Origin of the sequence: Streptomyces sp. NPDC087787 (genome assembly GCF_044743035.1) — a bacterium.
Taxonomy (GTDB): Bacteria; Actinomycetota; Actinomycetes; order Streptomycetales; family Streptomycetaceae; genus Streptomyces.
The window spans coordinates 50,330-62,801 of sequence record NZ_JBIUVQ010000023.1 but is presented as its reverse complement, the minus strand read 5'-3'; the positions used below and the strand labels follow the sequence as shown (position 1 = coordinate 62,801).

The 12,472-nt window shown below is 72.7% G+C and carries 12 protein-coding genes; 8 read left to right on the top strand and 4 right to left on the bottom strand.

The features are described from left to right. Positions 1 to 32 precede the first annotated feature (32 nt). From ACIOWN_RS29555 to ACIOWN_RS29540, 4 genes are all read right to left on the bottom strand, one after another. On the bottom strand, positions 33 to 566 hold the full coding sequence (locus ACIOWN_RS29555; protein ID WP_401983812.1) for an SRPBCC family protein: 534 nt from the start codon (positions 564 to 566) through the stop codon (positions 33 to 35). A gap of 86 nt (positions 567 to 652) precedes the next feature. Continuing rightward, the gene (locus ACIOWN_RS29550; protein ID WP_401983810.1) at positions 653 to 1,591 is read right to left on the bottom strand and encodes a ketopantoate reductase family protein; all 939 of its coding nucleotides are present in this window, start codon (positions 1,589 to 1,591) and stop codon (positions 653 to 655) included. Between the two features lie 275 nt (positions 1,592 to 1,866). Further along, positions 1,867 to 2,646 (bottom strand): alpha/beta fold hydrolase, encoded by a 780-nt coding sequence (locus ACIOWN_RS29545; RefSeq protein WP_362354338.1) that lies wholly within the window; start codon positions 2,644 to 2,646, stop codon positions 1,867 to 1,869. Between the two features lie 56 nt (positions 2,647 to 2,702). Further along, positions 2,703 to 3,026 carry a DUF427 domain-containing protein gene (locus ACIOWN_RS29540; protein WP_362354242.1) on the bottom strand — a complete coding sequence of 108 codons (324 nt, stop codon included), beginning with the start codon at positions 3,024 to 3,026 and terminating at the stop codon, positions 2,703 to 2,705. A 75-nt stretch (positions 3,027 to 3,101) separates the two neighbouring features. On the opposite strand from ACIOWN_RS29540, the gene ACIOWN_RS29535 reads away from it, so the two are divergent. The 8 genes from ACIOWN_RS29535 to ACIOWN_RS29500 all read left to right on the top strand — a co-directional run bounded on the left by ACIOWN_RS29535 (position 3,102) and on the right by ACIOWN_RS29500 (position 12,465). Continuing rightward, complete coding sequence (locus tag ACIOWN_RS29535; RefSeq protein WP_362354240.1) at positions 3,102 to 3,641, top strand: TIGR00730 family Rossman fold protein; 540 nt, start codon at positions 3,102 to 3,104, stop codon at positions 3,639 to 3,641. Between the two features lie 15 nt (positions 3,642 to 3,656). Next, entirely contained in the window at positions 3,657 to 4,355 is a 699-nt protein-coding gene (locus tag ACIOWN_RS29530) for an SDR family oxidoreductase (protein ID WP_362354238.1), read from the top strand. Between the two features lie 79 nt (positions 4,356 to 4,434). Beyond that, positions 4,435 to 5,442: a methionine synthase gene (locus ACIOWN_RS29525; RefSeq protein ID WP_362354236.1), complete on the top strand. Its 1,008-nt coding sequence runs from the start codon at positions 4,435 to 4,437 to the stop codon at positions 5,440 to 5,442. A 15-nt stretch (positions 5,443 to 5,457) separates the two neighbouring features. After that, positions 5,458 to 7,653, top strand: coding sequence for an NAD-dependent DNA ligase LigA (gene ligA / locus ACIOWN_RS29520; protein WP_401983809.1), 2,196 nt, complete (start codon positions 5,458 to 5,460; stop codon positions 7,651 to 7,653). 261 nt (positions 7,654 to 7,914) lie between these two features. After that, on the top strand, positions 7,915 to 10,161 hold the full coding sequence (locus ACIOWN_RS29515; RefSeq protein ID WP_362354232.1) for a bifunctional diguanylate cyclase/phosphodiesterase: 2,247 nt from the start codon (positions 7,915 to 7,917) through the stop codon (positions 10,159 to 10,161). 260 nt (positions 10,162 to 10,421) lie between these two features. Continuing rightward, positions 10,422 to 10,718, top strand: a complete 297-nt coding sequence (gene gatC, locus ACIOWN_RS29510; protein ID WP_100572135.1) for an Asp-tRNA(Asn)/Glu-tRNA(Gln) amidotransferase subunit GatC — start codon at positions 10,422 to 10,424, stop codon at positions 10,716 to 10,718. Positions 10,719 to 10,723: 5 nt separating this feature from the next. Next, a complete protein-coding gene (gene gatA / locus ACIOWN_RS29505; protein WP_326804222.1) occupies positions 10,724 to 12,226 on the top strand; it encodes an Asp-tRNA(Asn)/Glu-tRNA(Gln) amidotransferase subunit GatA in 1,503 nt (500 codons plus the stop codon). Beyond that, complete coding sequence (locus ACIOWN_RS29500; protein WP_100572134.1) at positions 12,223 to 12,465, top strand: hypothetical protein; 243 nt, start codon at positions 12,223 to 12,225, stop codon at positions 12,463 to 12,465. Before gatA ends, ACIOWN_RS29500 begins: the two co-directional genes overlap by 4 nt. Positions 12,466 to 12,472: the final 7 nt, after the last annotated feature.

The window sequence follows — 12,472 nt, the reverse complement described above, 5'->3', positions numbered from 1 at the left end:
CGCACGCGCCGGGGACGGCGCCGCACGCAGCGCTAAGACCGGTGCTCCGCCGTCTCCTTGATGCCGGTCAGGGTGGCGTCCATGCCCTGGCCGAGCTGGTCCAGGCGGAAGGCGATGATCGCCTCCTCCTGGTCGGGGGCGCGGTCGATGTACCCGCTCAGGCCGGAGCGGCCGGGGCCGATCGTGACCGACTGGCGCAGCACGGTGCCCCCCTCCGGCGCCGGGGCGAGGGCGAAGGACCAGGTGGCCATCCGGTCCGCCGGGTCCTCGGAGGCCTTGCCGTACCGTCCGGTCGGGTCCATCACGCACCAGGTGAGGGTGCGGCCCGGGACGGCCTCCGTGATGTGGGAGAGGGTGTGCCACTCGCCCACGAGCGGATTCTGGTTGTGCCCGACGTAACGGGCGCCCGGAGCCGGGCGGTCGGCACCGTCCTGCCACTCCACGCGCACCAGCTCGGGACTCCACCCGGCCATGGCCTCGACGTCGGTGACGACTTCCCACACCCGCGAGGGTTCCGCCGCGATGTGCACCTCGCGGTGGGTGCCGGGCTGGTCGGCGTAACGCATGGCTGCTCCCCGTGCGGGCACGGTCGTTCGCCGCCCCGCGCAGGGAGTCTAGGGTCGCCGACTCCCCCTGAAAGATGTTGAGTCGATCACAGGGATGCCAGTTCGGACACCAGCCGCGCGGCCGTCGGCGCCGGAACGCCGTACCGTTCGGCGGCGCGCAGCACGGCGCCGCCGACGGCGTCGAGTTCCAGGGCGCGGCCGGCCTCGGCGTCACGCTGCATCGAGGACTTCATGCCGGCCGGAAACGTGTCGTACATCGCCAGGGTCCGGTCCGCGTCGAGCGGCGCCCCGGCGGCGCGGCCTACGGCGGTGATCTCGCCGACAAGGGTGAGCAGTTCTTCGCGGTGGCCGGTGCGGACCGTGCCGATGGCGGCGTCGTAGCGGGTGGTGAGGAGGGCGAAGGGGGCGAGGAAGGCCAGTTTCGCCCAGAGGACGGCGGTCTCGGAGCCGGCCACGCGGGTCCGCACCCCGGCGGACTCCAGCACGGCGGCCAGGCCGGTGAGCGGGTGCGCGCTCTCCCCGGCCAGGTCGATCTCGGTGAACGGGCTGCCGTGCTCGATGACACCGGGCGCCACGCGGGTCGACTCGACGCGGATGACGCCCGCGGCCACCCGGTCGTCGCCGTAGTGGCGGCGCAGGGTCCCGGGGTGCTCGATGCCGTTGAGGAGCGGCAGGACGAGGCCGTCCGCGCCGAGCATGGCGGGCGGGACCCGGTCAAGGGCGGCGTCCAGGCTGGTGTGCTTGACGGCCACCACGCACAGGTCGACCGGTTCCCGCAGCTCGGTGTCCGCCTCGACCTTGGCGGTGAACTCCCCGAACTGGCCGCTGCGCACCCGTATCCCGCCCTCGCGCAGGGACCGCGCCGTCGCGTCCCCGGCCAGGCAGATCACCCGGTGACCCGCCCGGGACAGCAGCGCGGCGAGCAGTCCGCCGACGCCGCCGGGGCCGAGCACGGCCACGGTCCAGGAGCGGGGAGCGGTCCTCGCGGAAGTGGCTTCGGTGGCGTCGGGTGCGGTGCTGGTCATGGCTGCGGTGTCCCTTCGGTCGCGGCGAGCGGCCCCCGTCGGGCGTGCCGCCGTCTCGTCGGGGGCCAACACCGCCGGGGCCCGGCGCATTTCCGGCCCCGGACCACCGCGCCGTCGGCGAGGACCGCGCCCGCACAGTGCGGAGGCCGGCCGGGCCGCGACCGGGGACGCGGCTGCCCCGGCCGGCGCCCGGCAGGACGGCGCGAAAGCACCGCAGGACCGTCGGGCCGGCCGGGCCGAGGACCCGCGGCAGCGACCGGTTCAGAGCGACCGGTTCAGGAGGCGAAGAACTCCGCCAGCACCGGCGCGAGCGCCTCCGGTTCCACCGCGTGGGTCTGGCCCTCCAGGGCCCGGTACGTGCCACGGGGCGCGGCCTCGGCGACCGCCCTGGCCGCCTCGCGCAGCCAGGACGGGCTCGCGCCGCCCGCCACGGACAGGACCGGCACTGCCACCGAGGCCAGCAGGTCGCGGGGGACCAGCCCGTCGCCCATCACCGCGTCGTCGTGGGCGAGCGTGGGCGCGATCGCCTCCATCCCCGCCCACATGGGTGACTGACGGGCGCTGGCGATCATCTGCGGCGCCAGCCCGGTCAGCAGCAGGAACAGCTCCACCGCGTCCCCGCGCCGGCCCTCGGCGAGCGCCGCGGTCAGCTCGGCGGTGTACTCGGCGCGCTCCCGCCCGCCGCCCTCGTACACGGCGAACGGCACCTCGTAGACGGCGACCTGCCGGACCGGCAGCCCGCCCGCCGCCGCCCGCAGGGCCAGCGCGCCGCCGGAGGAGACGCCGTACAGCGCCGCCTCGCCGCCCACCGCGTCGATCAGCGCCGCCAGGTCCTCGACCTCGCGTTCCACCGCGTAGGGCGCCGTGTCCCCGCTCCCGCCACGGCCCCGGCGGTCGTAGACGACGACGTCGAAGCGGTCCGACAGCGCCGCCGCCAGCGGCGCCAGCGTGGCGCCGGTCGACATCGCGCCGCTGACGAGGACGACGACCGGGCCCTGCCCGGTGCGGCGGTAGGCGAGGGAGGTGCCGTCACGCGAGACGGTCTTCTTGTCCATGCCCGACATGCCAGTCATGCCACTGAAGACTGCCACGCGGCGGCGGCCTCATCGGGTCACAACACCTCGACGTCGTAGAAGCACAGGTGGTCCCTGATCTCGGCGACACCCGGCTTCGGGTCGGGGTAGGCCCACACCAGGTCCGCCGCGCCGGGCAGGGACCAGTAGGACGCCGTGCCCTTGAAGGGGCAGTACGTGTGCGTGTCGGACGCCGCCAGGAGGTCGAGGCGTACGTCCTCGGGCGGCAGGTAGTAGCGCGGCGGGCACCCCGTCTCGCGCAGTACCAGGGCGCGGTCGCTCTCCGCGAGGACCTGGCCGTCGCGCACCACACGCACGCGTTCGCCGCTCTTGTCGATCGTGATCGTGTGTCCTTGGGTCATAGCCGGTACAGCGCCCGCAGGACCCCGCTTCTTCCCGCCCTCGGGGCCGGTGTCCCCGCCACGTACCGTGGGCGCATGAACATCTGCGTCTTCCTCTCCGCCGCCGATCTCGATGACCGTTACACCCGCCCCGCGCGGGAATTCGCCCGTCTCATCGGCAAGGGTGGCCACAGCCTGGTCTGGGGCGGATCCGACACCGGTCTGATGAAGGTGGTCGCGGACGGTGTGCACGAGGCGGGCGGCCGGCTGATCGGCGTGTCGGTCGACTTCCTGTCGGCGAAGGCGCGGCCCGGCGCGGACGAGATGGTGATCGCCCGTGACCTCGCCGAGCGCAAGAGGCTGCTCCTGGAGAAGGCCGACGCCGTCGTGATCATGGTGGGCGGTACCGGCACGCTCGACGAGGCCACCGAGATCCTGGAGCTGAAGAAGCACGGCCGGACCGAGAAGCCGGTGGTGCTGCTGAACAGCGACGGCTTCTACGACGGCCTCAAGCAGCAGTTCCGCCGGATGGAGGAGGACCGTTTCCTGCCCCGGCCGCTCGCCGAGCTGGTGTTCTTCGCCGAGGAGCCCGCGGGCGCGATGACGTATCTGGAAGAGGCGCTGCGCACCGGCTGAACCGGTGGTGCGAGCATGGCGGGCATGGCTACTCATGTGATCACCGGGGCCGGCTCCGGCATCGGCGCGGCCGTCGCCCGCCGCCTGCACGCGCGCGGGGACGAGCTCGTGCTGCACGCGCGCGACGCCGGGCGGGCCAAGGAACTGGCCGCCTCGTTCCCCGGCGCCCGGACGCTGGTCGGCGACCTGGCCGAACCCGAACGGCTGAGCTGGGCGTTCTCCCACCAGACGCTGCCCGACCGGGTGGACTCCCTGCTCCACATCGCGGGCGTGGTCGACCTCGGCCCGGTCGGTGAACTCACCCCGAAGACCTGGCGCCACCAGCTCGACGTCAATCTGATCGCCCCCGCGGAAATGACCCGCCACTTCCTGCCCCAGCTCCGCGCCTCGCGCGGCCACGTGGTGTTCGTCAACTCGGGCGCGGGCCTGAGCGCCCACGCCGACTGGTCCGCGTACGCCGCCTCCAAGCACGGTCTGAAGGCGCTGGCGGACTCGCTGCGCCACGAGGAGCACGGCAACGGGGTCCGGGTCACCTCGGTCTACCCGGGCCGCACCGCCAGCCGCATGCAGGCCAAGGTCCACCAGCAGGAGGGCAAGGAGTACGACCCCGGCAAGTGGATCGACCCCGAATCCGTCGCCACGACCATCGTCATGGCGCTCGACCTGCCGCGGGACGCGGAGGTCAACGACCTGACGGTGCGTCCGGGCCGGTGACGCGCGGCCGGCGGCGGTCCCGGGAGGCCGCCGCCCCCTGAGGCGGCCCCGACCCCGGCGGGTTGCGTAGGCTTCCCGGGTGAGCGACAACAGCCAGTTCAGGTTCGGCGCCGCCACCGGCGTCGGATCCATGCCCGGTGGGGACGCCCGGGAGGCCGTCAAGACCGTCACCGGCACCTTCGAGGACTTCCCCTTCCTGCCCGAGCTGCCCGCACGCGGCCCCGGCGCCGACATGATCGGGCGCACCGCGGGGATGCTCGTCGAGCTCTACGCGCGCGTGGAGCCCAGCGGCTGGCGGCTCGGGGACCGGCCGGGCCGGGACACCCGGCGGGCGAGGTCCTGGCTCGGGGAGGACCTCGACGCCCTGGAGGAGTACACCCAGGGGTACGAGGGTGCGCTGAAGGTGCAGGCGGTGGGGCCGTGGACGCTCGCAGCCGCCCTGGAGCTCAGGAACGGCGAGGCGGCCCTGTCCGACCCCGGCGCCTGCCGGGACCTGGCCGGTTCGCTCGCCGAGGGGCTGCGGCTCCATCTCGCGGAGGTGCGCCGGCGCGTTCCCGGCGCCCGGCTCGTCCTCCAGCTCGACGAACCGTCCCTGACCGCCGTCCTGCGCGGGCAGGTGCGGAGCGCCAGCGGTTACCGGACCCACCGCGCCGTCGACCGGCAGATCGTGGAGGCCACGCTCCGGGACGTCCTCGGGGCGCATGCCGAGGGGCCCGTCGTGGTCCATTCGTGCGCTCCGGACGTTCCGCTCGCCCTGCTGCGCCGCGCGGGTGCCGCGGCGGTCTCCCTCGACGTCTCGCTTCTCACCGAGCGTGACGACGAGGCGATCGGGGAGGCGGTCGAGGCGGGCACCCGGCTCCTCGCCGGTGTCGTCCCCGGCACGGACGGCCCGTTGTCAGACCCTGCCGGTAGCGTCATGGGTGTCAGGACGATGTGGCGCAGGCTGGGGCTGCGGCCGGAGCTTCTCGCCGAGGCGGTCACGGTCACCCCGGCGTGCGGACTCGCGGGCGCTTCCCCCGCGTACGCGCGCCAGGCGCTCGCCCACTGCGTCCGGGCGGCGAGATCGCTCGCGGACAACCCAGAGTAACGGGAGGACAACACGGTGGCCGGCGACAAGCAGCAAGCGGAGACAACGGTGCCCGCCGAGGCACGGGAGAAGCACGCGCGGCTCGCGGAGCAGGTCGAGGAGCACCGCTTCCGGTACTACGTCAAGGACGCTCCCGTCATCAGCGACGCCGAGTTCGACCAGCTGCTGCGCTCACTGGAGGCGCTGGAGGAGGAGTACCCGGAGCTGCGCACGCCCGACTCGCCGACCCAGAAGGTCGCCGTGGCGTACGAGACCGGCCTCGCCGAGGTCGAGCACCGTCAGCGGATGCTGTCCCTGGACAACGTCTTCGACGACGAGGGGCTCGCCGCCTGGATGGACCGGGTCGCCAAGGACGTCGGCACCACCGGACATCACTTCCTGTGCGAGCTCAAGGTCGACGGCCTCGCGGTCAACCTGACCTACGAGGACGGCAGGCTCACCCGCGCGGCCACCCGCGGCGACGGCCGCGTCGGCGAGGACATCACGCCCAACGTGATGACGATCGCCGAGATCCCGCACCGGCTGAACGGCGACCACGTGCCGGGCCTGGTGGAGATCCGCGGGGAGGTCTACTTCCCGATGGAGGCCTTCCAGGGCCTCAACGCCCGCCGTGTCGAGGCCGGCGAGAAGCCGTACGCCAACCCCCGCAACTCCGCCTCCGGTTCACTGCGCCAGAAGGACCCCAAGGTCACCGCGACACTGCCGCTGCACATGGTGGTCCACGGCATCGGCGCCCTGGAGGGGTTCGAGGGCCTCACCCGCCTCTCCGAGGCCTACGAACTGCTCAGGTCCTGGGGCCTGCCCACCTCCCGGCACAACAGGGTCGTCGACGACCTCGACGGCGTCCGCGCGTTCATCGCGCACTACGGCGAGAACCGCCACTCCGTGGAGCACGAGATCGACGGCGTCGTCGTCAAGCTCGACGAGATTCCGCTCCAGGGCCGGCTGGGCTCCACCTCCCGCGCGCCGCGCTGGGCGATCGCGTACAAGTACGCGCCGGAGGAGGTCAACACCAAGCTCGTCAACATCCGGGTGGGCGTGGGCCGGACCGGCCGGGTCACGCCGTACGCGCAGGTCGAGCCGGTCACGGTGGCCGGCTCCGAGGTCGAGTTCGCCACTCTGCACAACCAGGACGTCGTCAAGGCCAAGGGCGTGCTCATCGGCGACACGGTCGTGCTGCGCAAGGCCGGTGACGTCATCCCGGAGATCCTCGGGCCGGTCGTCGACCTGCGCGACGGCAGCGAGCGCGAGTTCGTGATGCCGTCCGAGTGCCCCGAGTGCGGTACGCCGCTCAGGCCGATGAAGGAGGGCGACGTCGATCTGCGCTGCCCCAACGCGCGTGCGTGCCCGGCCCAGTTGCGTGAGCGCCTGTTCTATCTGGCGGGGCGCAAGGCGCTGGACATCGAGCACTTCGGCTATGTCGCCGCGGCCGCCCTCACCAAGCCGCTGGAGCCCGCGGAGCCGCCGCTGAAGGACGAGGGCGACCTGTTCGACCTGACGGTGGAGCAACTGCTCCCCATCAAGGCCTACGTCCTCGACCAGGACAGCGGTCTGCCCAAGCGCGACCCGAAGACCGGCGAGGAGAAGGTCGTCACGGTCTTCGCCAACCAGCAGGGCGAGCCGAAGAAGAACGCGCTGGCGATGCTGGAGAACATCCGGGCCGCCAAGCAGCGCCCGCTCGCCCGCGTCCTCACCGGACTGTCGATCCGTCATGTCGGACCGGTCGCGGCCCAGGCGCTGGCCCGGGAGTTCCGCTCCGTCGACCGCATCGAGCAGGCCGCCCAGGAGGAGCTGGCGAACACGGAGGGCGTCGGCCCGATCATCGCCGCCTCGCTCAAGGAGTGGTTCGCCGAGGAGTGGCACCAGGAGATCCTGCGCAAGTGGCGCGAGGCCGGCGTCCGCATGGAGGAGGAGAGCTCCGGCGAGGACGAAGGCCCGCGCCCGCTCGAGGGGTTGACGGTCGTGGTGACCGGGACCCTGGAGCAGTTCACCCGCGACGGCGCCAAGGAGGCGCTGCAGACCCGTGGGGCGAAGGTGACCGGTTCGGTGTCGAAGAAGACCTCGTTCGTGGTGGTCGGCGACAACCCCGGTTCGAAATACGACAAGGCGATGCAACTCAAGGTGCCCGTGCTGAACGAGGACGGTTTCGGCGTCCTCCTGGAGCGCGGACCGGACGCGGCGGCCGAAGTCGCGCTTCCGGCCGACGAGTAGCGGTTGAACTCCGCCCGTTCGGCGCATACCAGATGCATACGGGCGGCCGGGGCGCATTCGGGCAACCGTCGACGACCGCTGCCCGTGGAAGCCTTCCGCGGCCTACTGTTGAGCTGTGCGCCCGCCGTGCCCAACCGCGGCCGGGGCATCCCCGTGCTCGTCAGGAGTACGTGGAAGGGTCTTTCAGCGCGGTGCCGTCCAGAGGTTGTGGGGCATCGGGCCGCGTGGCGTGGGCAACCGCCGGCTGTGAGAGGGACGGGAATGGAACCGACCGAGAGCGCCGCCCCGCACTCACGGCTGCGCCGGATGGCCGGCGCGTGGCGGGGGAGACGGGAGCGGACGCCGGCGCGTCCGGGCGCGACGGAGCACGCCGGACGCGTTGCGGGACAGTACACCGTCGCGCGCGCCCGCGCCTCCGCACACACGGCCGTCGAACGCTTCTCCGGACCGTCCGGCACCGAACCCGAACGGCACCCGTCCCGCTCCGTGTTGCCCGCGTCGATCGTCGCCGCTGCCGCGTCCGTGCTGGGCGTCGGCGTGTACCGGGCGTTCACCGACCAGCACGCGCTCTTCCCGTCCGGCACGGCCGGCTGGTGCCTGGCCCTGCTCACCGGCGTCATCGTCGGTCACCTGGTCATGCTCGGCCGGGCCCGCTGGTGGGGCGGCACCGGCTCCGGTGCCACCCTCACCGTCGCCGTGCTGCTGCTCTACGGCTGGGTGCCCGCAGGCATGGTCAGCCTCACCGTCGTCGTCCTGGTCGCGGCGGCCAGGCGCCACAGCTGGCGGCAGGGCGTGCTGCACGGGGCGGTGGACATCCTCGGTATCGGCGCCGGCGGCCTGGTGCTGGGCGCCTTCGGCCGCACACCGACCGTGGAGAGCCCCTGGAACCCGGCCGGCTGGACGACCTCCACCGTGGCCCCGGTCGTGCTGGCGGCGGGAGCCTACCTGCTCGTCACCCGCGGCCTGCTCTGGTTCGTGCACCACCTCCGCGGCCCCGGCGCGCCCACCGTCGCCCGCACTGCCGTGATCAGACAGGGCCTGGTCGCCGTCGCCCTGCTCGGCATCTCCCCGCTGGTCTGCGTCGTGGCCGTGGCCAAACCCGTCCTGCTGCCCCTGTTCGCCGTCCCGCTCATCGCCCTCGACTCCTCCCTGTGGATAGCCCGCGCCCGGGCCGAGGAGCAGCTCCGCGACCCGCTGACCGGACTGCCCAACCGGCAGTGGCTCCTGGAGCGCATCTGGACCGCCCTGGACGACGCCGAACGCATCGGTGCCCGGTCCGCGCTGATGCTGATCGACCTGGACCGGTTCCGTTCGGTCAACGACACCCTCGGTCATCTCGCCGGGGACCGGCTGCTGTTGCAGATCGCCGACCGGCTGCGGCAGGCGCTGCCGCGCGGGGCGGAGGCCGCGCGGCTCGGCGGAGACGAGTTCGCCGTGCTGCTGCCGGTCGCCGACTCCACGACGTCCGCGACCCGGATCGCGCGCGCCCTGGTCACCGTGCTCAGCTCCCCGCTCGACCTCGACGGGCTCACCCTGGTCCTGGAGGCCAGCGCGGGAGTCGCCGTCTTCCCCGACCACGCCCTGGACGCCGAAGGCCTGCTGCGCCGGGCGGACGTGGCGATGTACCAGGCCAAGCGGGACCGCACGGGCGTGGAGGTCTACGAGTCCAAGCGGGACTCCAACACCCCCGACCGGCTGGGGCTGCTGGGCGATCTGCGCCGTGCCCTCGACGCCCACGAGGTCCAGCTGCACTACCAGCCGAAGGTCCGCTTCGACGGGCAGGTCGCGGGCCTGGAGGCGCTGGTCCGCTGGGTGCACCCCGAGCGCGGCAAGGTGCCGCCGGACGAGTTCATAGCGATCGCCGAGTCCTCGGGCCTGATGCCCCATCTGACGGAGTACGTGCTGGAGACCGCGCTCGCGCAGGTCGCCCGGTGGCGGGCCCAGGGCCTGTACGTGCCGGTCGCGGTCAACGTCTCCCCGCGCGATGTGCACATACCCGGGTTCGCCGGTTCTGTGGCCGCGCGGCTGGCCAGGCACGGCGTGCCGGCCGGAGCGCTCCAGCTGGAGATCACCGAGCACGTCCTGCTTGAGGACCCGCAGCGGGCCGCCGACACCCTTCACGCCCTGACGGGGCACGGCGTGAAGATGTCGCTGGACGACTTCGGCACCGGCTACTCCTCGCTGGTGCACCTGCGCCGGCTGCCGGTGAGCGAGCTGAAGATCGACCGCTCGTTCGTGGCCCGGCTGGCGGTCGACACGGAGGACGCCGAGATCGTGCGCTGCACCGTCGACCTCGCGCATTCCCTCGGTCTGCTGGTCGTCGCGGAGGGCGTCGAGGACGACGAGACCTGGGAGCGGCTGCGGGACCTCGGCTGCGACGCCGTACAGGGCTGGCTCGTCGCGGCCGCGATGCCGCCGGAGGAGACGACGGCGTGGCTGCGGGCGCGCGGGTCGCGCGGCTGGCAGCGGCCCGCCGCGGCGCTGCCCGCGGCGGCGGCCGACGAGTGACGATCCCTGTCACTCCGGGCGTCGAGCGCTTCGCGTACTTCCGCCACCTCCCGCGCGTCCGCCCGGGCGAGGCCGCCCCGGAGAGCCTGCCGGAGGCGCAGGACCCGTACGACAGCCACTTCCTGAGCGGTCGCGCCGGGGACGCGCGGCGCTGGACGCCGGCCCCGCGCGGCGCCGTCCGGGAAACCGTTTCACGGCCACCCCGCCCGGCCCCATAGGATTGGGCCAAAGCACACACACTCACCCCAGAGGATCGCTGCATGCCTGGCATCACGCGCGAGGAGGTCGCCCACCTCGCCCGGCTGGCGCGTCTGGAGCTGAAGCCCGAGGAACTAGACCACCTCGCGGGACAGCTCGACGACATCATCGGCGCGGTGGCCCGCGTCAGCGAGGTCGCCGACCAAGACGTACCGCCGACCTCCCACCCGCTGCCGCTGACCAACGTCATGCGCGCGGACGAGGTCCGTCCGTCGCTCACCTCCGAGCAGGCGCTCTCCGGCGCCCCGGCCCAGGAGCAGCAGCGTTTCAAGGTGCCGCAGATCCTGGGCGAGGAGTGAGAGCCGTGACGGACATGAACAGCATCATCAGGCTCACCGCCGCCGAGACCGCCGAGAAGATCGCCTCCGGCGAGCTCACGGCCGTCGAGGTCGCCGAGGCGCACCTGGCCCGGATCGAGGCCGTCGACGAGAAGGTGCACGCCTTCCTGCACGTCGACCGCGAGGGCGCGCTCGCGCAGGCCCGCGCCGTCGACGCGAAGCGCGAGCGCGGCGAGAAGCTCGGCCCGCTGGCCGGCGTGCCGCTCGCGCTCAAGGACATCTTCACCACCGAGGGCGTGCCGACCACGGTCGGCTCCAAGATCCTCGAGGGCTGGATCCCGCCCTACGACGCGACGCTCACCAAGCGGCTGAAGGACGCCGACGTGGTGATCCTCGGCAAGACCAACATGGACGAGTTCGCCATGGGGTCCTCCACCGAGAACAGCGCCTACGGGCCCACCGGCAACCCCTGGGACCTCACCAGGATCCCCGGCGGCTCCGGCGGCGGTTCGAGCGCCGCGCTCGCCTCCTACCAGGCCCCGCTCGCCATCGGCACCGACACCGGCGGCTCCATCCGCCAGCCGGCCGCCGTCACCGGCACGGTCGGCGTGAAGCCGACGTACGGCGCGGTCTCCCGCTACGGCATGGTCGCCTTCTCCTCCTCCCTCGACCAGGGCGGCCCCTGCGCCCGTACGGTCCTGGACGCGGCCCTGCTGCACGAGGTGATCGCCGGGCACGACCCGCTCGACTCCACCTCCATCGACGAGCCGGTCCCGCCGGTCGTCGAGGCCGCCCGCAACGGCAGCGTCGCCGGCATGCGCGTCGGTGTCGTCAAGCAGTTCCGCGGCGAGGGCTACCAGGCCGGCGTCATCCAGCGGTTCGACGAGTCCGTCGAGCTGCTCAAGGAGCTGGGCGCCGAGATCGTCGAGCTGGACTGCCCGTCCTTCGACCTGGCGCTGTCGGCGTACTACCTGATCGCGCCGTCCGAGTGCTCGTCCAACCTGGCCCGCTTCGACGGCCTGCGTTACGGCCTGCGCACCGGCGACGACGGCACGCACTCCGCCGAGGAGGTCACCTCCCTCACCCGTGAGGAGGGCTTCGGTGCCGAGGTCAAGCGCCGGATCATGCTCGGCACGTACGCGCTGAGCTCCGGCTACTACGACGCCTACTACGGCAGCGCCCAGAAGGTCCGCACCCTGATCAAGCGGGACTTCGACAAGGCGTTCGAGCAGGTCGACGTGATCGTCTCCCCGACGACCCCGACCACCGCCTTCGCGATCGGCGAGCGCGCCGACGACCCGATGGCGATGTACCTCGCCGACCTGTGCACCATCCCGACCAACCTGGCGGGCAACGCGGCCATGTCGCTGCCCTGCGGTCTCGCCCCGGAGGACAACCTCCCGGTGGGCCTGCAGATCATCGCCCCGGTGATGAAGGACGACCGGCTGTACAAGGTGGGTGCCGCCGTCGAGGCCGCCTTCGTGGAAAAGTGGGGTCACCCGCTGCTCGAGGAGGCTCCGTCGCTGTGAGTAAGGCACTCGCCAAGGCCAAGGGCTTCAAGAAGTCCAAGTCCGGCACGTACCTGTCCATGGCCACCACCGCGTTCGGCGCGGTCGGTGTCGCCAAGCAGATCAAGAAGGCCCGCGCCGAGCACGACACGCTGCGCCTGATCGACGCCACCGTGTCCGCCGTCGCGATCGTCACCGGCCTCGCCATCCTCTACCGCGAGCTGAAGCGGCTGGGCGACGACGACGTCCTGCTGGGCTGAGAGGGAA